Annotated in this window: 22 protein-coding genes; 14 read left to right on the top strand and 8 right to left on the bottom strand. The window is 70.5% G+C overall.

Annotated elements, in window-relative coordinates; all coding sequences use genetic code 11:
- The first annotated feature begins 114 nt into the window (after positions 1-114).
- The 3 genes from E4F61_RS04750 to E4F61_RS04760 all read left to right on the top strand — a co-directional run bounded on the left by E4F61_RS04750 (position 115) and on the right by E4F61_RS04760 (position 2,786).
- Complete coding sequence (locus tag E4F61_RS04750) at positions 115-1,725, top strand: carboxyl transferase domain-containing protein (protein ID WP_133478525.1); 1,611 nt, start codon at positions 115-117, stop codon at positions 1,723-1,725.
- Positions 1,726-1,887: 162 nt separating this feature from the next.
- Positions 1,888-2,433: a bactofilin family protein gene (locus tag E4F61_RS04755; protein WP_133478526.1), complete on the top strand. Its 546-nt coding sequence runs from the start codon at positions 1,888-1,890 to the stop codon at positions 2,431-2,433.
- Positions 2,430-2,786, top strand: coding sequence for a hypothetical protein (locus tag E4F61_RS04760; protein ID WP_133478527.1), 357 nt, complete (start codon positions 2,430-2,432; stop codon positions 2,784-2,786). The genes E4F61_RS04755 and E4F61_RS04760 overlap by 4 nt, the downstream gene beginning before the upstream one ends.
- Positions 2,787-2,804: 18 nt before the next feature.
- On the opposite strand, the gene E4F61_RS04765 is transcribed toward E4F61_RS04760, so the two are convergent.
- Genes E4F61_RS04765 through E4F61_RS04775 form a run of 3 tightly spaced genes read right to left on the bottom strand, consistent with a single transcriptional unit; the run spans position 2,805 to position 5,189 of the window.
- Positions 2,805-3,038, bottom strand: a complete 234-nt coding sequence (locus E4F61_RS04765) for a DUF6587 family protein (protein ID WP_133478528.1) — start codon at positions 3,036-3,038, stop codon at positions 2,805-2,807.
- A gap of 1 nt (position 3,039) precedes the next feature.
- Positions 3,040-4,905, bottom strand: a complete 1,866-nt coding sequence (gene feoB, locus E4F61_RS04770; protein ID WP_133478529.1) for a ferrous iron transporter B — start codon at positions 4,903-4,905, stop codon at positions 3,040-3,042.
- Positions 4,902-5,189: a FeoA family protein gene (locus E4F61_RS04775; protein WP_133478530.1), complete on the bottom strand. Its 288-nt coding sequence runs from the start codon at positions 5,187-5,189 to the stop codon at positions 4,902-4,904. Before E4F61_RS04775 ends, feoB begins: the two co-directional genes overlap by 4 nt.
- A gap of 160 nt (positions 5,190-5,349) precedes the next feature.
- Between E4F61_RS04775 and E4F61_RS04780 the strand changes: the two genes are divergently transcribed.
- The 7 genes from E4F61_RS04780 (at position 5,350) to yeiP (ending at position 12,292) form a co-directional block, all read left to right on the top strand.
- Positions 5,350-6,135 (top strand): enoyl-CoA hydratase-related protein, encoded by a 786-nt coding sequence (locus E4F61_RS04780; RefSeq protein ID WP_133478531.1) that lies wholly within the window; start codon positions 5,350-5,352, stop codon positions 6,133-6,135.
- Entirely contained in the window at positions 6,135-8,138 is a 2,004-nt protein-coding gene (locus tag E4F61_RS04785) for an acetyl/propionyl/methylcrotonyl-CoA carboxylase subunit alpha (RefSeq protein ID WP_133478532.1), read from the top strand. Before E4F61_RS04780 ends, E4F61_RS04785 begins: the two co-directional genes overlap by 1 nt.
- A complete protein-coding gene (locus E4F61_RS04790; RefSeq protein WP_133478533.1) occupies positions 8,135-9,031 on the top strand; it encodes a hydroxymethylglutaryl-CoA lyase in 897 nt (298 codons plus the stop codon). Before E4F61_RS04785 ends, E4F61_RS04790 begins: the two co-directional genes overlap by 4 nt.
- A complete protein-coding gene (locus E4F61_RS04795) occupies positions 9,028-9,519 on the top strand; it encodes a GNAT family N-acetyltransferase (RefSeq protein WP_238382804.1) in 492 nt (163 codons plus the stop codon). The genes E4F61_RS04790 and E4F61_RS04795 overlap by 4 nt, the downstream gene beginning before the upstream one ends.
- 1 nt (position 9,520) lies before the next feature.
- Positions 9,521-10,810 carry a metal-dependent hydrolase family protein gene (locus E4F61_RS04800; protein WP_133478534.1) on the top strand — a complete coding sequence of 430 codons (1,290 nt, stop codon included), beginning with the start codon at positions 9,521-9,523 and terminating at the stop codon, positions 10,808-10,810.
- Positions 10,811-10,942: 132 nt separating this feature from the next.
- On the top strand, positions 10,943-11,713 hold the full coding sequence (locus tag E4F61_RS04805) for an SDR family NAD(P)-dependent oxidoreductase (protein ID WP_133478535.1): 771 nt from the start codon (positions 10,943-10,945) through the stop codon (positions 11,711-11,713).
- A 12-nt stretch (positions 11,714-11,725) separates the two neighbouring features.
- Complete coding sequence (yeiP, locus tag E4F61_RS04810) at positions 11,726-12,292, top strand: elongation factor P-like protein YeiP (RefSeq protein WP_133478536.1); 567 nt, start codon at positions 11,726-11,728, stop codon at positions 12,290-12,292.
- Between the two features lie 122 nt (positions 12,293-12,414).
- Here yeiP and E4F61_RS04815 read toward each other — a convergent pair whose 3' ends face one another.
- Positions 12,415-12,987 carry an NUDIX hydrolase gene (locus tag E4F61_RS04815; protein WP_238382805.1) on the bottom strand — a complete coding sequence of 191 codons (573 nt, stop codon included), beginning with the start codon at positions 12,985-12,987 and terminating at the stop codon, positions 12,415-12,417.
- A 142-nt stretch (positions 12,988-13,129) separates the two neighbouring features.
- Here E4F61_RS04815 and E4F61_RS04820 point away from each other — a divergent pair, with 142 nt between their 5' ends.
- The 4 genes from E4F61_RS04820 (at position 13,130) to mtnC (ending at position 16,733) form a co-directional block, all read left to right on the top strand.
- Positions 13,130-14,602, top strand: coding sequence for an amino acid permease (locus E4F61_RS04820; RefSeq protein ID WP_133478538.1), 1,473 nt, complete (start codon positions 13,130-13,132; stop codon positions 14,600-14,602).
- Between the two features lie 134 nt (positions 14,603-14,736).
- On the top strand, positions 14,737-15,390 hold the full coding sequence (locus E4F61_RS04825) for a methylthioribulose 1-phosphate dehydratase (RefSeq protein WP_133478539.1): 654 nt from the start codon (positions 14,737-14,739) through the stop codon (positions 15,388-15,390).
- A 19-nt stretch (positions 15,391-15,409) separates the two neighbouring features.
- Positions 15,410-15,967, top strand: a complete 558-nt coding sequence (locus E4F61_RS04830; protein WP_133478540.1) for a 1,2-dihydroxy-3-keto-5-methylthiopentene dioxygenase — start codon at positions 15,410-15,412, stop codon at positions 15,965-15,967.
- Positions 15,968-16,037: 70 nt separating this feature from the next.
- The gene (gene mtnC / locus E4F61_RS04835) at positions 16,038-16,733 is read left to right on the top strand and encodes an acireductone synthase (protein ID WP_133478541.1); all 696 of its coding nucleotides are present in this window, start codon (positions 16,038-16,040) and stop codon (positions 16,731-16,733) included.
- A gap of 6 nt (positions 16,734-16,739) precedes the next feature.
- Here mtnC and E4F61_RS04840 read toward each other — a convergent pair whose 3' ends face one another.
- The 4 genes from E4F61_RS04840 to hisF are packed head-to-tail and all read right to left on the bottom strand — an operon-like array spanning position 16,740 to position 20,341.
- On the bottom strand, positions 16,740-17,318 hold the full coding sequence (locus E4F61_RS04840) for a YdeI/OmpD-associated family protein (protein WP_133478542.1): 579 nt from the start codon (positions 17,316-17,318) through the stop codon (positions 16,740-16,742).
- On the bottom strand, positions 17,315-18,910 hold the full coding sequence (locus E4F61_RS04845; protein ID WP_133478543.1) for a calcineurin-like phosphoesterase C-terminal domain-containing protein: 1,596 nt from the start codon (positions 18,908-18,910) through the stop codon (positions 17,315-17,317). The genes E4F61_RS04840 and E4F61_RS04845 overlap by 4 nt, the downstream gene beginning before the upstream one ends.
- 29 nt (positions 18,911-18,939) lie before the next feature.
- Positions 18,940-19,575: a bifunctional phosphoribosyl-AMP cyclohydrolase/phosphoribosyl-ATP diphosphatase HisIE gene (gene hisIE, locus E4F61_RS04850; protein ID WP_133478544.1), complete on the bottom strand. Its 636-nt coding sequence runs from the start codon at positions 19,573-19,575 to the stop codon at positions 18,940-18,942.
- On the bottom strand, positions 19,568-20,341 hold the full coding sequence (gene hisF / locus E4F61_RS04855; protein WP_133478545.1) for an imidazole glycerol phosphate synthase subunit HisF: 774 nt from the start codon (positions 20,339-20,341) through the stop codon (positions 19,568-19,570). Before hisF ends, hisIE begins: the two co-directional genes overlap by 8 nt.
- Between the last annotated feature and the right edge of the window lie 106 nt (positions 20,342-20,447).

Genomic DNA, 20,447 nt, shown 5'->3' on the forward strand with positions numbered 1-20,447 from the left:
CGGCGTGGGCTCTACGTTCAATCCGTGTCCGCACGGACGCTCGCGTGGCGCGGTCGACTGGCCCCCTCGCCCGCCATGTGGTTTGATCGCGCGTCCCGTTCGCCGCCGCCTGCCATGCCCGTCATCGAATCGCATCTCGACCCGCGCTCCGCCGATTTCCAGGAGAACGCCGCGCACCATCGCGCGCTGGTCGACGAACTGCGTGCACGGCTCGCGCGTGCGGCCGACGGCGGTGGCGAGAAGGCGCGCGAGAAGCACACCGCGCGCGGCAAGCTGCTCGCCCGCGATCGCATCACCAGCCTGCTCGACGAGGGCTCGCCCTTCCTCGAGATCGCGCCGCTGGCGGCGGAGGGCATGTACGACGATGCGGCGCCCGCCGCGGGCATGGTCTGCGGCATCGGTCGCGTGATGGGCCAGGAAGTCGTCATCGTCGCCAATGACGCGACGGTCAAGGGCGGCACGTACTTCCCGATGACGGTGAAGAAGCACCTGCGTGCGCAGGAAGTCGCGCTCGAGAACAATCTGCCCTGCATCTACCTGGTCGATTCCGGCGGCGCGTTCCTGCCATTGCAGGACGAAGTGTTCCCGGACAAGGAGCACTTCGGTCGCATCTTCTACAACCAGGCGCGGATGTCCGCGCTCGGCATTCCGCAGGTGGCGGTGGTGATGGGCAGCTGCACCGCGGGCGGCGCGTACGTGCCTGCGATGTGCGACGAGAGCGTCATCGTCAAGGAACAGGGCACGATCTTCCTCGGTGGCCCGCCGCTGGTGAAGGCGGCGACCGGTGAAGTCGTGGACGCCGAAGCGCTCGGCGGTGCGGACGTGCATACGAGCGTGTCCGGCGTCGCCGACCACTTCGCGCTCGACGACGACCACGCGCTGCAGATCGCCCGCGACATCGTGCGTTCGTTCAACCGTCGCAAGGTGCTTCCTGTCGCATCCGTGCCGGTGCGCGAGCCGCTGTATTCCGCCGACAGCCTGTACGGCATCGTGCCCAAGGACGCTCGCCGCCCGTTCGACATCCGCGAAGTGATCGCGCGCATCGTCGACGGCAGCGAGTTCCAGGAATTCAAGGCGCGCTACGCGAAGACGCTGGTGACGGGCTTCGCGCACCTGCACGGCTATCCGGTCGGCATCGTCGCCAACAACGGCATCCTGTTCGCCGAGAGCGCGCTCAAGGGCGCGCACTTCATCGAGCTCTGCAACCAGCGCGGCATCCCGCTGGTGTTCCTGCAGAACATCACCGGCTTCATGGTCGGCCGCAAGTACGAGAACGCGGGCATCGCGAAGGACGGCGCGAAGATGGTGACGGCCGTGGCGTGCTCGCACGTGCCGAAGTTCACCGTCGTCATCGGCGGCAGTTTCGGCGCCGGCAATTACGCCATGTGCGGCCGCGCCTATGGCGCGCGCTTTCTGTGGATGTGGCCGAACGCGCGCATCAGCGTAATGGGCGGCGAACAGGCCGCGAGCGTGCTGGCGACGGTGCGTCGCGACGCCCTCGAAGGCGCCGGCAAGACGTGGAGCGCGGAGGACGAGGACGCCTTCAAGGGCCCGATCCGCGACCAGTACGAGTCGCAGGGCAACCCGTTCTACGCGACGGCCCGGCTGTGGGACGACGGCATCATCGATCCTGCCGACACGCGCCGCGTGCTCGGCCTCGGCCTGTCGGCGTCGCTCAACGCGCCGATCGAGGAGCGCACGCGCTTCGGCGTGTTCCGCATGTAAGCGACGCGGCGATCGGTCGCCGCATGAACCGATCCCGACCGGAATGAACGGCGCCTCTGGCATGTGACGCGGAGCGTCGGGTCGGGCGACCGGTCACGGTTTTGACGTCAATACCGCGTGATAGCCTCGGGCTTTCCATCCCGCCCCCGAGGGACCCACGCAATGGCCATCTTCCCGAACACCTCTCCCAAGCGCGACGGCGCCGCCGCCACCGACTCCGCGCTCGGCAAGGATCCGTCGCCGAACGAGTACGCGTTCGCACCGTCCGGTGCCGCGGTCGCGCCGTCCCCCGCTGCCGTGGCGCCGTCGGCTCGCGCCGTCGGCCGCGAGGCCAAGGAGTCGGTGATCGCGTCCGACATCTCGATCGAAGGCAAGATCCAGGGCGCCGGCAACGTGCGCATCGCGGGCCGGTTCACCGGCGACATCGCGGTCGAAGGCGACCTGACCATCGAGGTCGGCGCGCGCGTCAACGGCGGCGTCAAGGCGCGCCGCGTGGTCGTCGCAGGCGAACTCGAAGGCAACGTCGAATCGGCGCAGCGCGTCGAGGTCGTCGAGAGCGGCTCGATGATCGGCGACGTCAAGGCCGGTACGGTCACCGTGGCCGCCGGCGCGCGCATGCGCGGCATGGTCGAGTTCGGTTGGGGCGATTCCGCCACCGGCGGCAAGCCGAAGGCCGAGTCGACGTCGGAGGCCGGCAGCGCCGCATGAGCGCCGTCCGACCCGGCATGCCGGGCGCGACACGCAGCTGCCCGCATTGCAGGAACACCATCCTCGACACCGCGAGCGTCTGCCCGGGGTGCCGGCACCACCTGCGTTTCGACGCGGCGGCCGGCACCGACCTGCAGCGAACGACGTCGCTCTTCGTCGAGGGCTCGCTGCGCGCGGACCGGCCCGGCGAGGCGGTCGAGTACACGATGGTGCTGGTGATCCGCAACGAGCGCGGCGAGGAAGTGAATCGCCACGTGGTCGGCGTCGGCGCGCTCGAAGGCGACCAGCGCCGCAGCTTCAGCGTGTCGGTGGAGACGAACGTGGTGCCGGCCGGCAAGGGCCGGCGCCGCTGAGATCCGGAGCCGCGGCGGTCAGCCCGGCGGGTCGCAGCCGCCGCAGGTGCCGCAGCCGTCCTGCGCGCGTGGCTTCGGCGCGAGGCGACGGCCGAACTTCGACAGCGTCGCGGATCCACTGTCGACGAGCCTGATCGCGATCCAGCCGCGCAGGCGACGCGCGGTGGCCGGAAAGCGCGTCAGGAAGACGTAGAGCGCGCTCGCGGCGACCGCGGCGCCGACGACGACGTACTGGAGCGCAAGCCCGTCCACGTCAGCCTCCGAGCCGGCTCGCGACCTGGTAGGTCAGCATCGACGCGAGGTAGGCGAGCGCGAACAGGTAGCCCGCCGCGATGCCCACCTGCCGCCACGAGTTCGTCTCGCGGCGGATCGTCGCGAGCGTCGACACGCACTGCGGCGCATAGATGAACCACACCAGCAGCGACAGCGCCGTCGCGAGCGACCAGTCCTGCGCGATCACCGGCGACAGCGCGTTCGCCGCGTCGACGTCGTTAGCCGCCGACAGCGCGTAGATCGTCGCCAGCGAGGACACCGCTACCTCGCGTGCGGCCATGCCGGGCACCAGCGCGATGCAGATCTGCCAGTTGAAGCCGAGCGGCGCGAAGATCGCGGTCATCGCATGGCCGATGCGTCCGGCGAAGCTGTAGTCCACGGCCGCGCCGGTGTAGCCCGCCGGCGGCGCCGGGAAATTCAGCAGGAACCACAGCAGGATCGTCAGCGCGAGGATGATGCCGCCCACGCGCTTGAGGAAGATGCCAGCGCGCTCGGACAGGCCGATCAGCAGGTCGCGCGCGTGCGGCAACCGGTACGACGGCAGCTCGAGCATCAGCGGATGCTCGCCCTTGTCGCGCCGCCACTTCTTCATGATCCAGGCGACCGCCAGTGCGCTCAGGATCCCCGCCGCGTACAGCGCGAACAGCACCAGCCCCTGCAGGTTGAGAACGCCGAGCACCTTCTGCCGCGGAATGAAGGCACCGATCAGCAGCGCGTAGACCGGCAGTCGCGCCGAGCACGTCATCAGCGGCGCGACGAGGATCGTGGCGAGGCGGTCGCGGGGATCCTGGATCGAGCGCGTGGCCATGATGCCGGGGATCGCGCAGGCGAAGCTCGAGAGCAACGGGATGAAGGAGCGACCGGACAGGCCCGCGGCCGACATCGTGCGGTCGAGCAGGAACGCCGCGCGCGGCAGGTAGCCCGACTCCTCGAGCGCGAGGATGAAGAAGAACAGGATCAGGATCTGCGGCAGGAACACGACGACGCCGCCGAGCCCGGCGATGATCCCGTCGGCCAGCAGGCTGGTGAGCGGTCCGGCCGGCAGCGTCCCCGTGACGCTCGCACCGAGCCACGCGGCACCGGCTTCGATCAGGTCCATCACCGGCGTCGCCCAGGCGTAGACGGCCTGGAAGATCAGGAACATCACGACGCCCAGCGCGACCAGCCCGAACACCGGATGCAGCAGCCAGCGGTCGAGCGCGTCGTCGATCGCGGCGGTGCGCCGGGGCATGCGCACCGCCGCGGTCAGGATGTCGCGCGTGCGCGCGTGCAGCGCGTCGATGTCGGCGGCGGTCGGCCCGGCGGTGTTGGGGTCCGACGCCGGCTGCATCGCGCCGCCGCGATCCAGCACGTCCACGAGCGCCTTCGCGCCGCCGCTGCGCACCGCGATCGTCGACACGACCGGCACGCCCAGCTCGCGCTGCAGCACGTCGAGATCGACCTCGATGCCGCGTCGTCGCGCGACGTCCATCATGTTGACGGCGACGACCATCGGCCGGCCGAGCTCGCGCACTTCCAGCGCGAAGCGCAGGTGCAGGCGCAGGTTCGTGGCGTCGACCACGCACACGATCACGTCGGGCGCGGGCTCGCCCGGATAGAAGCCGCGGCAGAGATCGCGGGTGACCGCCTCGTCGAGGCTCGCGGCCTGCAGGCTGTACGCGCCCGGCAGGTCCAGCACCACGTATTCGCGGCCGGACGGCGCGGTGAAGCGGCCTTCCTTGCGTTCGACCGTAACGCCCGCGTAGTTGGCGACCTTCTGGCGGCTGCCGGTCAGGCGGTTGAACAGCGCCGTCTTCCCGCAGTTGGGATTGCCGACCAGCGCCAGCCGCAGCGAGGCGGCGCTCACGCCTGCGCGGCCTCGGGCACGCGGGACACGCGTGCGGGCTGCACCGTCTCCGCCAGCCGCACCTCGATGCGCGCGGCCTCGCGACGGCGTAGCGCGAAGCGCGTGTAGCCCACCTGCACCAGCAGCGGCTCGGCGCCGAACGGGCCGGCGGCGACCACCTCCACCCGTTCGCCCGCGACGAAACCCAGCTCGCGCAGGCGCCGCGCGACCGAATCATTGGGCGAGGCGTCGTCCACGGCGACGACGGTCGCCCCGGTACGGCGGTCGAGTTCGGACAGTCTCACGTGGAGTCGCCCAAATGGGAATTGTTCTCATTCTAGCACCGCAACCCGCCTCCACCGGCGGCACCGGTCGGCCGCGCTTCAGCCCCGCACGGCCGCGCTCGCGGGCCGGCCGGCGCGGGTCGACCGGCTATGATCACGGGCTTTCCGAGGGCATGCCGGCATGAGCCATCCCCTGCTCCAGTTCCGCGACGGCGGCGTCGCGCGATTGCGGCTGAACAGGCCGCAGCTGCACAACGCGTTCGATGCGACGGTGATCGCCGCCCTGACCGGCGCGCTCGAGCACGTCGCCGCCGACCCGACCGTGCGGGTGGTGATCGTGGAAGGCGAAGGCGCTTCGTTCTCCGCCGGCGCGGACCTCAACTGGATGCGCGGCATGGCCGCCGCGAGCGAGGCCGAGAACCGCGACGACGCACTCGCCCTCGCCCGCCTGATGCGGCGCCTCGACGAGCTGCCGAAGCCGACGATCGCGCGCGTCCACGGCGCCGCGTTCGGCGGCGGCGTCGGGCTGGTCGCCTGCTGCGACATCGCGATCGCGACCGCCAATGCGAAGTTCGGCCTCACCGAAAGCAAGCTCGGCCTGCTGCCGGCAGTGATCTCTCCCTACGTCGTCGCCGCCATCGGCGCGCGCGAATCGCGTCGTTGGTTCGCCACGGCGGAGCTGTTCGATGCCGCGACCGCGCATCGTATCGGCCTGCTGCACGAGGTGGTCGACGACGAAGCGGCGCTCGACGCGGCCGTGCAGCGCCAGGTCGAGCTGCTGCTCAAGGCGGGCCCGGTCGCGGCGTCCGAGGCCAAGCGCCTCGTCCGCGACGTCGCCTCACATGCCGACCGCGACCGCCACGACGCGGACAACGCCGCCCTCATCGCCCGCCTGCGCGTTTCGGCCGAAGGCCAGGAAGGCATCGGCGCGGTCCTCGACAAGCGCAAGCCGGCCTGGTGCACCTGATGTTCGACAAGATCCTGATCGCCAACCGCGGCGAAATCGCCTGCCGCGTCATCCGTACCTGCCGGGCGCTCGGCATCCGCACCGTCGCGGTGTATTCCGAAGCCGACGCCGACGCACAGCACGTGCGCCAGGCCGACGAGGCCTACTGCATCGGCGGGCCGCGCCCGCAGGAGTCCTACCTGCGGGGCGACGCGATCCTCGATGTTGCCGTCAAGACTGGTGCACAGGCGATCCACCCCGGCTACGGCTTCCTGAGCGAGAACGCGGACTTCGCGGACGCGGTGGAAGCGGCGGGCCTCGTCTTCATCGGGCCGCCCGCGGCATCGATGCGCAAGATGGGCAGCAAGGCGGGCGCGAAGGAGTTGATGCAGGCCGCGAACGTGCCCGTGGTGCCCGGCTACACCGGCGAGGACCAGTCGCCCGATCTGCTGCAGCGCGAGGCCGACCGCATCGGCTATCCGCTGATGATCAAGGCCGCGCACGGCGGCGGCGGCAAGGGCATGCGCATCGTGCGGACGTCCGACAACTTCCTGCCCAATCTCGAGAGCTGCCAGCGCGAGGCGCGCAACGCCTTCGGCCGCGATCGCGTGCTGCTCGAACGGTACATCGAGAAGCCGCGCCACATCGAGATCCAGGTCTTCGCCGACCGCCGCGGCAACACGATCCACGTCTTCGAGCGCGAGTGCTCGGCGCAGCGCCGCTACCAGAAGGTGCTGGAGGAATCGCCCTCGCCCTTCCTGACGCCCGAGTTGCGTGCGGCGATGGGCGACGCCGCGGTACAGGCGGCGCGCGCGATCGATTACGAGAACGCCGGCACCGTGGAGTTCATCGTCGCGCAGGACGGCGGCTTCTACTTCATGGAGATCAACACCCGCCTGCAGGTGGAGCATCCGGTCACCGAGATGGTGACGGGGCTGGACCTCGTCGAGTGGCAGCTGCGCGTGGCCGCGGGCGAGCCGCTGCCGCTCGCGCAGGACGCCCTGTCGCAGCGCGGCCATGCGATCGAGGTGCGGCTGTATGCCGAGGATCCGGACGCGGGATTCCTGCCCGGCTCCGGCCGCCTCGAACGGCTGCGCCTGCCGCGTAACGGCGACGGCGTGCGCGTCGATTCCGGCGTGGTGGAAGGCGACACCGTCACCATCTTCTACGACCCGATGATCGCCAAGCTGATCGTGCACGGCGCGGACCGCGCGCAGGCGCTGGCCCGCATGCGGACGGCGCTGGCGCAGTGCGCGATCGTCGGACCGAAGTCGAACATCGAGGTCCTCGAACGACTGGTGCGGCATCCGGCGGTGGTGGACGGCACGATCGACACCGGCTACCTCGACCGCCATCTCGACGAATTCGTCGGCGCGGCGCAGGCGGAGGACGAGCGGCTTCTGCCGATCGCCGTGGCGGCGCGGCTGATCGCGCGCGAAGCGGCCGCGCGCGGCTGCACGGCCGCGTCCAACGATCCGACCTCGCCCTGGGCCGACCACGACGGCTGGCGCATCGGCACGGCGGCGATGCCGCGAATGGCCTTCGTGCACCGCGGCGAACGCGTCACGCTGCGGGCGGGCGGCGCCGACGGGCGATTCCGGGTCGAGCACGGCGGCCGGGTGCATGCGATCGAAGGCGCGCGTCTCGATGGAACGACGCTGAGCCTACGAATCGACGGCCACGCCCTGCGGGTGGACGCCACCGGCGCCGATGGCGTCTGGACCGTGCATGACGGATACAGGCGCCTGTCGATCACCGACGCCGCGTTGCACGACGCGTCTCACGACGCGGCCACGAGCGGCGCCGACCGCGTGCTCGCACCCATGCCCGGTCGCGTGGTCGTGGCGCGGGTGAAGCCCGGCGATGCCGTCGCCACCGGCCAGGAGGTCATGGTGCTGGAGGCGATGAAGATGGAACTCAGCCTCAAGTCGCCGCGCGACGGCGTGGTCGCCGAGGTGCGCGGCGTGGCCGGCGATTTCGTCGAGGCCGACGCCGCGCTGGTGCTGCTGGAGGCCGCGCCGTGAGCGACGCCGTCCGTATCGTCGAGGTGGGCCCGCGCGACGGGCTGCAGAACGAGAAGGCGATCATCGCGACCGCCGACAAGGTCGCGCTGATCGATCGCCTGTCCGCGACCGGCCTTCCTGTGGTCGAGGCCACCAGCTTCGTCAGCCCGAAGTGGGTGCCGCAACTCGCCGATGCCGCGGACGTCTATCGCGGCATCACGCGCCGCGCCGGCGTCGACTATCCCGTGCTCGTGCCCAACCTGCAGGGCTACGAGCGCGCGCGCGAGGTCGGCGTCACGCATATCGCGGTGTTCACCGCGGCATCGGAAGCGTTCAACCGCAGGAACATCAACGCCTCGATCGAGGAATCGCTGGAGCGCTTCGCGCCGGTGATGGAACGCGCGAAGGCCGACGGCGTGCGCGTCCGCGGTTACGTGTCGACGGTGCTGGGGTGTCCGTACCAGGGCGCGGTGCCGATCGCGGACGTCGTGCGCGTCGCCAAGGTGCTGCATGCCATGGGCTGCGAGGAAGTCTCGCTCGGCGACACCATCGGGATCGGCACGCCGTCGAAGGCGCGCGACATGCTGCGCGCGGTGGCGGGCGAGGTTCCGATGGCCGCGCTTGCGGTGCACTTCCACGACACCTACGGCCAGGCGCTCGCGAACATCCTCTCTTGCCTGGAAGAAGGCGTGCGCGTCGTCGATTCGGCGGTCTCCGGCACCGGTGGCTGCCCGTACGCGAAGGGCGCGAGCGGCAACGTCGCGACGGAGGACGTCGTCTACATGCTGCACGGCATGGGCATGACGACGGGCGTGGATCTCGACGCGCTCGTCGACACCGGCCGCTGGCTGGCCGCGCTGCTCGGCCGCGAGACGTCGAGCAAGGTGACCCGCGCGAAGGGAGCGAACGAGTGAAGCCCGCCGAGTACACGATCCGCCCCATCGAGCCGCGCGACGACGCGGCCATCGCCCGCATCATCCGCACCGTCATGCCGGAGTTCGGTGCCTGCGGTTCCGGCTTCGCGATCAACGATCCGGAAGTCGACTGGATGCATCGCGCCTACGGTGCGCCACGCAGTGCCTACTTCGTCGTCGAGGTGAATGGCGAGGTGGTCGGTGGCGGCGGGGTGGCGCCGCTGGAAGGCGGCGACGCGTCCGTCTGCGAACTGCGCAAGATGTATTTCCTTCCCACCGCGCGCGGCCTCGGCGCCGGCGCTGCGGTGATGAACATCTGCCTCCAAAAGGCGCGCGAGTTCGGCTTCACCACGTGCTACCTCGAAACGCTCACCGGCATGAACGCCGCGATGCGCCTGTACGAGCGCAGCGGCTTCCGCCGCATCGACGCGCCGATAGGCGCCACGGGCCACGGCGGCTGCGACATCTGGTACCTCAAGGATCTGTGACATGAAGCATCTGCTGGGTGCGGTGCTATCCATGGCGTCGCTCGCGGCGATGCCGCTGTCCGCGGAGACGCTGCTGCTCACGCCGGCGCGTGTGTGGACCGGCGAAGGCGTATCGCATCCAAATTGGGTGGTGCTCGTGCGCGACGGCGCGATCGCTGCGGTCGGCCCAGCCGCATCGGTCACTGCACCCGCCGATGCGCGAGGCATTGACCTGCCCGGCGCGACGCTCACGCCCGGCCTCATCGAACTCCACTCGCACCTGTTCCTGCACCCCTACAACGAGGCGAGCTGGAACGACCAGGTGCTGAAGGAGCCGGAGGCGTACCGCACGCTGCAGGCCGCGAAGTTCGCTGGCGATACGTTACGCGCGGGCTTCACCACGCTGCGCGATCTCGGCACGGAAGGGGCCGGGTTCGCCGACGTGTCGCTGAAGCGCGCGATTGACGACGGCTCGGTCGCCGGCCCGCGCCTGTTCGTGTCAACGCGCGCCATCGTCGCGACCTCCAGCTACGGCCCCGGACCGCGCGGGTTCCGCCCCGACGCCGACCTGCCCGGCGGCGCGCAGGAAGTCAGCGGCGTGGACGAGGCCACGCGTGCCGTGCGCGAGCAGGCCGGCCGCGGCGCCGACTGGATCAAGTTCTACGCCGATTACCGCGTCGGGCCCGAGGGCAGCGCGCAGCCGGCATTCACCGCGAACGAGATGAAGGCGATCGTCGAGGCCGCGCACGTCGGGGGCCGCCCGGTCGCCGCGCACGCCGCGACCGACGCCGGCATGCGCATGGCTGTCGACGCGGGCGTCGACACGATCGAGCACGGCTACGGCGGCAGCGCGCAGACGTTCAAGCTGATGCGCGACCGCCATGTCGCCTACCTGCCGACGCTGACCGCGGTCGAGGCGACCGAGACCTACTTCAACCACTACGTGCCCGGCCAGTCCGCGCCGACGCCGAAGATCGAGGAATCGCTGAAGGCGTTCCACACCGCGATGGCGCAGGGCGTGACGATCGGCTGCGGCAGCGACGTCGGCGTCTTCCGCCACGGCGACAACTGGCGCGAGCCGGCGCTGATGGTGAAGGCCGGGATGACCCCGGTGGACGCGATGCGTGCGTGTACGTCGACGGCGGCGATGATCCTCAAGCAGCAGGACCGCATCGGCCGCATCGCGATCGGCCTGCGGGGAGACCTTGCCGCGTTCGAGGGCGACCCGACGGCGAACATCGAGGACCTGCGCAGGCCGGTGTTCGTGGCGAAGGACGGGGTGCCGTATCGCGAGCCGCGGTCGGCACCGTAGGTCGCACGTCAACCGGCACGGCAGGCCGCGAGGCAAGGGCCTGGGGGGACCGGGCGCAGTGGCCGCACTGCGTCGGCCGCCCCTCCCGGAGCCGGTAGAATCGCGACCTTTCCGGCTTTCCGAGACAACGCCATGCAGATCTCCAACGCCCGCGCCGTCATCACCGGCGGCGTTTCCGGCCTCGGCTTCGCCGTGGCGCAGCGCATCGTCCGCGACGGCGGCCGCGTTGCGCTATTCGACGTCAACGAGGACAAGGGCGCCGCCGCTGTCGCCGAGCTCGGCGCGGACAAGGCGGCGTTCTTCCGCACCGACGTCACCGACGAAACGGGCGTGGTCGCCAACGTCAACGCCGCGAACGAGTTCCTCGGCGGCCTCAACGTCGCGGTGAACTGCGCGGGCATCCTCGGCTCGGGCCGCGTGCTCGGCAAGGACGGCCCGATGCCGCTGTCGCAGTTCCAGACGACCGTGATGGTGAACCTCGTTGGTTCGTTCAACGTCGCCAAGGCCGCCGCACAGGTGATGCAGGCCAACGAGGCCGGCGTCGACGGCGAGCGCGGCGTGATCATCAACACCGCGTCGGTCGCGGCCTACGAAGGCCAGATCGGCCAGGCCGCGTATTCGGCGTCGAAGGGCGGTGTGGTCGGCATGACGCTGCCGATGGCGCGCGAACTCGCGCGTTTCGGCATCCGCGTGCTGACGATCGCACCGGGCGTGTTCTGGACGCCCATGGTCGACGGCATGCCGGAGTCGGTGCAGCAGTCGCTCGCGGCGTCGATCCCCTTCCCGTCGCGCCTGGGCAAGCCGGAGGAATTCGCCGACCTCGCCGCGTACATCCTCGGCAACACGTACCTCAACGGCGAGACGATCCGCCTCGACGGCGCGACGCGCCTCGCGCCGAAGTAAACAGGAACCGCAATGAAGGCCTACGACATCAAGAAGGGCAACGTCGTCGAACACAACGGCGGCGTGTACCAGATCCGCGACATCGAGCGCAGCAGCCCGCAGGGCCGCGGCGGCAACGTGCGCTTCCGCTTCACCATGTACAGCGTGCCCGGCGGCAACAAGCTCGATGCCAGCTTCGACGGCGACGACGACCTGCGCGAAGTCGACCTCGCGCGTCGCCAGGCGACGTTCTCGTACAAGGACGGCGACGCGTTCGTGTTTCTCGACGACGAGGACTACACGCCGTACACGCTCGACGCCGACGTCGTCGGCGACATGGCGGGCTATGTCGTGCCCGACCTGTCGGGCTGCTACGTGCAGATCATCGACGACGCGCCGGTAGGCCTGCAGCTGCCGCAGACCGTGACGATGGAGGTTATCGACACGCCACCGGAGCTCAAGGGCGGCACCGCGACCAAGCGTCCGAAGCCGGCAACGTTGTCGACGGGCATCGAGATCATGGTCCCCGAGTACATCGGCAACGGCGAACGCGTGCTGGTGAATACGACGACCGGCGAATTCGCGGGCCGCGCGGACTGATCGACCGGCGCGCAGCACGACGACACGAGGCCCGGGAAACCGGGCCTCGTCCGTTCATGGCGACGCGTGATCGCGCGCGGTCAGACGACGGACGACGCCCGGCCGCAGGGCGCGTCGCGCGCTCAGCGCGGCGCGTCGGCCAGCCATTTGCGCGACATCCGCTGCACCGACTCGTCGGAGGCCGGGTCCGCGCGCAGCTCGCGCACATCGCGCCAGGCCAGGGCAAGCGATTCGTCGCTGACGACGAACGCCTCGTCGCGACCGGCACGCACCACGAAGCGCACGTCGTAATGCCAGTGGGCGGGCACGTCGCCTCGCGCCGGGATCCAGTGACGGTCGAGGTCGAACACGCCCGGCTGGAGGGTCAGGTCACGCAGGCCGGACTCTTCCTCGGCTTCCTTCAGCGCGACGTTGGCGAGGTCGACGTCGCCGTCCGCGTGCCCGCCCAGCTGCAGCCACCGGCCGAGCTTGCGATGGTGCGTCAGCAGCACCCGTTCGCCGCTGCGGTCGACCAGCCAGGCCGAGCCGGTAAAGTGGCCCTCGAGCCGCTCGCGGTGGAACGGCGACGACGGAAGCTCGTCCAGCAGCGCGATGAAATGCCCGACCGTCGCCGCCTCGTCGGGCCAGCGCGCGGCGTACGCCTGAAGGTCCGCGCGCAGGCGCGCGAGGGTCTCGGATTCGGGCGTGGGGTCCATACGGCGGCGTCTTCGTGTCGGCGGCCCGGCATTATCCCCGTTCATGGGGAGCGTGACTTGTGCACGGGCCGCGCGTGCGGCTATGGTCGCCGGGTTCCCGGTGCGCGAGCGCCGGGTCTTCGTCCCGGGGGAGAACACCTGAATGTTGTTCCAGCGCAGAAAGCCGCTCGACCTGATCCTGGCGACCGCGGAAAAGCGATCGCTCAAGCGCCAGCTCGGCGCGTTCGACCTCACCATGCTCGGCATCGGTGCGGTCATCGGCACGGGTATCTTCGTGCTCACGGCGGTCGCGGCCAACAAGGCCGGCCCCGGCATGATGTATTCGTTCGTCATCGCAGGCGCGGTCTGCGTGCTGACGGCGCTGATCTACTCCGAAATCGCGGCGATGGTGCCCGTGTCGGGCTCCGCCTACACGTACTCCTACGCGGTCCTCGGCGAGCTGATCGCCTGGATGGTGGGCTGGGCACTGATCCTCGAGTACGCGGTCGCGGCGGGCGCCGTATCGGTCGGATGGGCCGGATACGCGAACGGATTCCTGTACGCGCACGGCTTGGGACTTCCGCCGATACTGACGGCCGGGCCGTTCGACACCTTCCTGATGCCGGACGGCACGTCGGTGCGCGGCGGCTTCAACCTCATCGCCTTCCTGCTGGCGCTGCTGGTGACGTGGCTGCTGGTGGTGGGTACCAGCAAGTCGGCGAAGGTCACCACGGTCCTGGTGCTCATCAAGATCGCGGCGCTCACCGCCTTCGTCGCGCTGGCGTTCCCGGCCGTGAACCATGCGAACTTCGTGCCGATGCTGCCGAACGGCTGGGGTACGCCGCTCTCGGGCGTCGGCGTGCTCGGCGCCGCGGCCTCGATCTTCTTCGCCTACGTCGGCTTCGACGCGGTCTCGACCGCGGCCGAGGAGACCAAGAATCCGAACCGCAACATCCCCATCGGCCTGATCGGCTCGCTCGGCGTCTGCACGGTGTTCTACCTGCTGGTGGCCTACGCCGCGGTCGGCGCCATGGGCGCGCAGCCGGGCGGCGCGCTCTCGCAGAGCAAGGAGCCGCTGGCGTTCGTGCTGCGCAACATCGGCTGGCCGCGCGTCGGCGACTTGGTGGCCGGCGCCGCGATCCTCGCGCTGCCGTCCGTCGTGCTGATGATGATGTTCGGCCAGACGCGCATCCTGTTCACGATGTCGCGCGACGGCCTGATGCCGGCCCGCTTCAGCAAGGTGCACCCGAAGTACCACACCCCGCACGTGGTGACCTGGATCACCGGCATCTTCGTCGCGCTGTTCCCGGTGAGCGCGCTGGCCGACATCTCCAACGCCGGCACGCTGTTCGCGTTCTTCATGGTGGCGGCGGGCGTGATGATCCTGCGCAAGACCGAGCCGACCCGTCCGCGCCCGTTCCGCACGCCGCTGATCTGGGTCGTCGGCCCGCTCGCGATGGCCGGCTGCGTGCTGCTGTTCTTCAGCCTGGGCTGGAACCCGACGATCATGTTCTTCTGCATCTGGGCCGTGATCGGGCTCATCGGCTACTTCCTGTTCGCACGCCAGCGCAGCCATCTCGCGCATGGCGAGCCGATCGAGCTCCACGAGGAGCCGCTGCCGGATATCCACAAGTAACCGGTCGCATGCGGGACTCGACGGCGCGGGCAACCGCGCCGTCTTCGTTTTCGCGGCCGGTGTTCCGTGGTCGGCACGCCGCCGTGCCGTCGTCCATGCATGGCGGGCACGCCGCCTGCCCTAAACTGGCGGCCATGAGTGCCTCCCTCCCCTACGACCCGCAGCGGCTCGCGGCCTGCGCCGACGAGATCGCCACGAACGTGCGCGAACTCGCCGAGCGCGGCTGGACGCCCGCCACGAGCAGCAACTTCTCGGAGCGGATGGACGCGGCGCACGTCGCGATCACCGTTTCCGGCCGCGACAAGGGCCGGCTGACGCGCGACGACATCATGGTCGTCGACCTGCAGGGCCGCCCGGTGGCGACCGACCGCCGGTCCTCCGCCGAGACGCTTCTGCACACGCAGCTCTACGCCCGCTTCGCTGATGTCGGCTGCGTGCTGCACACGCATTCGATCAACCAGACCGTCGCCTCGCGCCTGTATGCGCGCGACGGTGCCATCCGGCTGGCCGGCTACGAGCTGCTCAAGGCCTTCAGCGGCAACACCACCCATGAGGCGGCGATCGACCTGCCCGTGCTGCCCAACTCGCAGGACATGCCCGAGCTCGCCGCGCGGGTCGAGTCCCTGCTCGACGCGGGTCCGCTCTGGGGCTACCTGATCGACGGCCACGGCCTCTACGCCTGGGGCCGTGACATGGCCGACGCCCGACGCCACCTCGAAGCGTTCGAATTCCTGCTCGCCTGCGAACTCGAGCTGCGACGTTTCGGCACCTCGTCCGCATCCCTCTAACCGACCACCGGAGCGCGCCATGAGCCGTCTGCGCATCTTCCACGAGTCCACGCCCGACACGCCCGAGTTCGTCTCGACCGAGGTCGACGCCATCGCACGCGAGCTGGCGCCGATCGGCGTCGGTTTCGAGCGCTGGGAGGCCAGCAAGCCGATCCAGCCCGGCGACGAGCCCGACATCATCCTCGATGCCTACCGCAGCGACATCGACCGCATCGTGGCCGAGCGTGGCTTCAAGACGGTCGACGTGGTCAGCATTTCGCCCGAGCACCCGAGCCGCGAGGAGATGCGCCGCAAGTTCCTCGACGAGCACTTCCACAAGGAGGACGAGGTGCGGTTCTTCGTCGCTGGGTCCGGGCTGTTCACGCTGCACGTCGGCGAGAAGGTCTACGAGATGAAGTGCGAGGAAGGCGACCTGATCTCAGTGCCCGACTCCACGCTGCACTGGTTCGACATGGGGCCGGAGCCCAGCTTCGTCGCGATCCGCTTCTTCACCGAGCCGGACGGCTGGGTCGGGCATTTCACCGGCACCGACATCGCGCAGCGCTTCCCCCGCTTCGAGAGGGACGCCGCGGGCTGAGCCCCGCCCGTCCCACCGTTTCCCGACAGGCCCGGCATGCCGGGCCTGCCGCTTTGCACACGGAGTTCCCATGCCCGTCCGCGCGATCCTGACCGACATCGAAGGCACCACCAGCAGCATCTCGTTCGTGAAGGACGTGCTGTTTCCCTACGCCCGCCGCGCCCTCCCCGGCTTCGTGCGCGAGCACGGCCACGAGCCGGAGGTGCGTCGCTGGCTGGACGCCGTGGCGACCGAGGAAGGCGGCATCTGCGGCGATGGCACGATCGTCGAGGTGCTTCAGGGCTGGATCGACGAGGACCGCAAGCACACGGCGCTCAAGGCGCTGCAGGGCATGATCTGGAGCGCGGGCTACCGCAATGCCGACTTCACTGCCCACATGTACCCCGACGCGGCCGAGGCGCTGCGGGAATGGCATGGCGCGGGGCTGCCGCTGAACGTGTATTCCTCGGGCAGCGTGCCCGCCCAGAAACTCTTCTTCGGGCATAGCGACGCCGGGGACCTGACGTCGCTGGTGTCCAACTGGTTCGACACCGAGATCGGCGGCAAGCGCGACGCGGCCAGCTACGCGCGCATCGCGGAGCAGGTCGGCATCGCGCCGGGCGACATGCTGTTCCTCTCCGACGTGGTCGAGGAACTCGACGCCGCGCGCGACGCCGGCCTGCAGACCGTGCTCGTCGACCGCCGCGAGGATTACGCACAGCCGCGCACGGGCGAGGCGACGCATGGCCATCGGCGCGTCGAATCGTTTTCCGAAATCGGCGCCTGACGGCGCCTAGTGCGGCGTTTCGCCGCGCAGGATCATGTCCACGAAATGGCGCGCCCTCGCCGCGCGCGTATCGGCGCGCTTCCCGGTCTGCACGCGCCAGCACACCGCATAGCGGTTCGCCGCCGACAGCGCGTCGAATGCGCGGCGCGCATCGGGGTCGGCCGCGAGCAGCACGGCCAGTTCCTCCGGCACCTCGCGGGCCGACGCGCCTGCATAGGCCCGGTCCCAGCGGCCGTCGGCCTTCGCCGCATCGATCTCGCGCTGGCCCGAGGGCCGGATCCTGCCCTCGGCGAGCAGCCTTTCGACCTTCTCGACGTTGCGCCTGGACCAGAGGCTGCGCGGCCGGCGCGGCGTGAAGCGCTGCAGGAACCAGTCTTCGTCGAAGGCGCGCTTCTGCCCGTCGATCCAGCCGTGGCAGAGCGCGACGTCGAGCGCCTCGTCATACGTCACCGACGTGATGCCGCGACCGGCCTTGGCGATCCGCAGCCACAGGCCGCCCGCGCCCGCCGCGGATTCGATCCAGCGCTCGAAGGCCGCGGCGTCCCCGAACGCCAGGACCGGCAGGCCGTCCGGCGACGTGCTCACGGTGCGTCGTCGAGACGGTACGTGGTGGCGCCGCGCTGCTCGCCCTGCCACAGGTCCATCGCGCGCACCTCGACGCGGTGCGTACCGGCGGTGAGCGCCGTCGGCAGGGCGCCACGCCACAGGTGCGTCGACGGCTGCGCCTCGGGCGAGCGGTCGTAGCCGCGCAGCGCCGTCGCGTCGTCATCGCGCACGTTCTCGGCGAGCAGCCACGGATCGGGCTGCTCCACGCGCTGCATCGGCTGCCAGGCTCCGCCGTCGACGCGGAACTCGACGCGCTCGTCGGGCGTGCCCATCCAGACGTTCGCGTAGACACCCCAGGCCGGGTAGGCGCCGCGTCGGAGCACGCGCGGCGCGTGCACGCGCATCGCGGTCGTCAACGCGCCCTCGTTCGCGGAGAGGCCCGCGGGCTGCCACTTCAGCGCGTAGCGGCCGTCGTCGCCGACATGCAGGCGCGCCCAGCCGTTCGGGGTGCCGTCGGCCATCGTGGCATCCGGGATGCCATCGGCATTCTTCGCACCCGACCAGTACGAACCGCAGGCGGCGCCGAGGTTGTACTCGTGCAGCGGCGTCGCGCCGTACCAACCGGTCGCGGCGGCGTGCAGGACGTGCCGCTGCACATGGCCGTGCGCGCTCAGCAGCAGCACCTTGGGCACCTCCTTCAGCAGCGCGAACAGGCGCTCGCGATCGGCAGGGCGGAAGGTCTCGCCGCCGTCGGGAAAGAACGGGATGTGCACGCCGATCACGAGCAGGCGATTCGGGTCGTGCGTCGGCAGGTAGTGCTCGAGGAAGGCGAACTGGTCCTCGCGCAGGCCGCCCACGTAGGCGGGCTTCTGGCCCGGCCGCGTGATCACGTCGTCCAGCAGCACGAAGTCCGCCTGTCGTTCCTCCCAGGCGAAGGTGTCGGGCCCGTAGGTGTTGCGGAAGGTCAGCAGCGCGTCCTCGTCGCGCGTGGCGTCGGGGTCCACGTCGTGGTTGCCGGCGACGTGCAGCCAGGGCGTCCCCAGCGTCCCGGTCACCGCGTTCATCGCGGGATAGAGCGACAGGTCGTCGTTGACGATGTCGCCGAGGGTCAGGCCGAGGTCGGCGGTCGAGCGCCCCTCCGGCTGGGGGTGAAGGCGCTCGACGATGTCGCGCCGGTAGTAGTCGACGTCGACGGCGGATTTCGGTTGCGGGTCGGCGAAGACGAGCACCTCGAGGCCGCTGTCGGACGCCGCGACACGTCGCAGGCCGAACGACGGACAGGCCTCCCCCGCTCCCCGCAGGCCGCCGTAGCGCAGCACGGGTGCCTCCGGGTACGGCGCGTGCCGCCAGAAGGCGGGGAGGCCGCCCGCCGGCCGCGGCACGGAGAAGCCCGCGGGCTTGATCACGAAGCGCGTGCGCCCGGCCACGTCGGGCAAGCGGAAGCGACCGGCGCGATCCGTCACGGCGATCTCCACGCCATCGGAAACCCGAATGCCCGCCAGACCGCCCTCGCCCGCGTCGCGCACGCCGTTCGCGTTGCGATCCTCGTACACGGCGCCGGGACACGCGGCCCACGCCGGTGCGGCCATGGCGATCAACGACAGACAGACTGCGAGGGCGAAGCGGTGCATGCGGGGCTCCTGCGGATCGCGGAAGCCTATCAGCCGGCCGTCGCGCGCTCCGCCGGCGCGTGCCGTGCGCGGAGCACCGCGACCGCGTCCTGCAGCGAGAAGCCGCGCGCGCGCAGCAGCACCACGAGGTGGTAGAGCAGATCCGCGGCCTCGCCGAGCAGCGCCGGCTCGTCCTGCGCGACCGCCGCCAGCGCGGTCTCGACGCCCTCCTCGCCCACCTTCTGCGCGATGCGGCGCACGCCGGCATCGAACAGCTTCGTCGTGTAGCTGCCGGCGGGCCGCTCCGCCTCGCGACGCGCGACGAGCGCATCGAGGCCGGCCAGGAAGTCGCCCGGCGCATCCGGGAAGCAGCTCTCGCGCTCGAGGTGGCAGGTCGGCCCGCGCGGCCGCGCGAGCACCAGCACGGTATCGCCGTCGCAGTCGAGCCGCAGATCGACGACGTCGAGCACGTTGCCGCTGGTCTCGCCCTTGGTCCAGCGGCGCTGCCGCGAGCGGCTGTAGAACGTCGCCTGGCGGGTGGCCAGCGTGTGCGCGAGCGCATCGGCGTCCATGTAGCCCAGCATCAGCACGCGCAGCGTGTCGGCGTCCTGCACCACGGCGGCGAGCAGGCCGTCCTGCTTGGCCCAGTCGATGGCCGCCGCATCGAACACGATCGGATCAGTCACGGCGAACCTCGATGCCGGCTTCGCGCAGTTGCTGCTTGAGTGCGGGGATGCGCACCTCTCCCGAATGGAAGACGCTCGCGGCCAATGCGCCGTCGACGTCGGCCTTCGCGAAGACGTCGACGAAGTGCGCGGCTTCGCCCGCACCGCCTGATGCAACGAGCGGCACGGCGCAGAGGGCCCGGGCGGCCGCGAGTTGTTCGAGGTCATAGCCCGCGCGCACGCCGTCGCTGCCCATGCAGTTGAGCACGATCTCGCCGGCGCCGCGGTCCTGCGCCTCCGCGATCCAGTCCAGCGTTCGCCGCGCCAGCGCCCGCGTGCGGGCCGGGTCGCCCGTGTACTGGCGCACGCGCCATTCACCGTCCTCGTCGCGCAGGCTGTCGATGCCGACGACCACGCACTGCACGCCGAAGGCATCAGCGAGCTCGTCGATGAGCGCCGGGCGGTCGAGTGCCGGCGTGTTGACGGAGATCTTGTCGGCACCGGCATGCAGGATCGTGCGCGCATCCTCCACCGTGCGGATGCCGCCGGCCACGCAGAACGGGATGTCGATGAGCCGCGCGACGCGTTCGACCCAGCCACGGTCGACGCTGCGTCCCTCCGGGCTCGCGGTGATGTCGTAGAACACGAGTTCGTCGGCGCCCTCGTCGCGATAACGCAGCGCGAGCTCGACGATGTCGCCCATGTCGACGTGATCGCGGAAGCGCACGCCCTTGACCACGCGGCCGTCGCGGACGTCCAGGCACGGGATGATGCGACGGCTCAGCACGCGGCGGCCTCCACGCGGGCCAGCGCCTCGGCGAAGGTGAAGCGGCCTTCCAGCAGGGCCTTGCCCAGCACGACACCGGCGCATCCAGCCTCGCGCGCGGCGTCGA

This window comes from Cognatilysobacter segetis (assembly GCF_004359965.1).
In the GTDB taxonomy this organism is placed as follows: domain Bacteria; phylum Pseudomonadota; class Gammaproteobacteria; order Xanthomonadales; family Xanthomonadaceae; genus Cognatilysobacter; species Cognatilysobacter segetis.

What these genes read in the sequence shown, in the direction of transcription:
- E4F61_RS04750 (WP_133478525.1), top strand. Translation starts at nt 115, where the DNA reads ATGCCCGTCATCGAATCGCATCTCGACCCGCGCTCCGCCGATTTCCAG.
- E4F61_RS04755 (WP_133478526.1), top strand. Translation starts at nt 1,888, where the DNA reads ATGGCCATCTTCCCGAACACCTCTCCCAAGCGCGACGGCGCCGCCGCC.
- E4F61_RS04760 (WP_133478527.1), top strand. Translation starts at nt 2,430, where the DNA reads ATGAGCGCCGTCCGACCCGGCATGCCGGGCGCGACACGCAGCTGCCCG.
- E4F61_RS04780 (WP_133478531.1), top strand. Translation starts at nt 5,350, where the DNA reads ATGAGCCATCCCCTGCTCCAGTTCCGCGACGGCGGCGTCGCGCGATTG.
- E4F61_RS04785 (WP_133478532.1), top strand. Translation starts at nt 6,135, where the DNA reads ATGTTCGACAAGATCCTGATCGCCAACCGCGGCGAAATCGCCTGCCGC.
- E4F61_RS04800 (WP_133478534.1), top strand. Translation starts at nt 9,521, where the DNA reads ATGAAGCATCTGCTGGGTGCGGTGCTATCCATGGCGTCGCTCGCGGCG.
- E4F61_RS04805 (WP_133478535.1), top strand. Translation starts at nt 10,943, where the DNA reads ATGCAGATCTCCAACGCCCGCGCCGTCATCACCGGCGGCGTTTCCGGC.
- yeiP (WP_133478536.1), top strand. Translation starts at nt 11,726, where the DNA reads ATGAAGGCCTACGACATCAAGAAGGGCAACGTCGTCGAACACAACGGC.
- E4F61_RS04815 (WP_238382805.1), bottom strand. Translation starts at nt 12,987, where the DNA reads ATGGACCCCACGCCCGAATCCGAGACCCTCGCGCGCCTGCGCGCGGAC.
- E4F61_RS04820 (WP_133478538.1), top strand. Translation starts at nt 13,130, where the DNA reads ATGTTGTTCCAGCGCAGAAAGCCGCTCGACCTGATCCTGGCGACCGCG.
- E4F61_RS04825 (WP_133478539.1), top strand. Translation starts at nt 14,737, where the DNA reads ATGAGTGCCTCCCTCCCCTACGACCCGCAGCGGCTCGCGGCCTGCGCC.
- E4F61_RS04830 (WP_133478540.1), top strand. Translation starts at nt 15,410, where the DNA reads ATGAGCCGTCTGCGCATCTTCCACGAGTCCACGCCCGACACGCCCGAG.
- mtnC (WP_133478541.1), top strand. Translation starts at nt 16,038, where the DNA reads ATGCCCGTCCGCGCGATCCTGACCGACATCGAAGGCACCACCAGCAGC.
- E4F61_RS04845 (WP_133478543.1), bottom strand. Translation starts at nt 18,910, where the DNA reads ATGCACCGCTTCGCCCTCGCAGTCTGTCTGTCGTTGATCGCCATGGCC.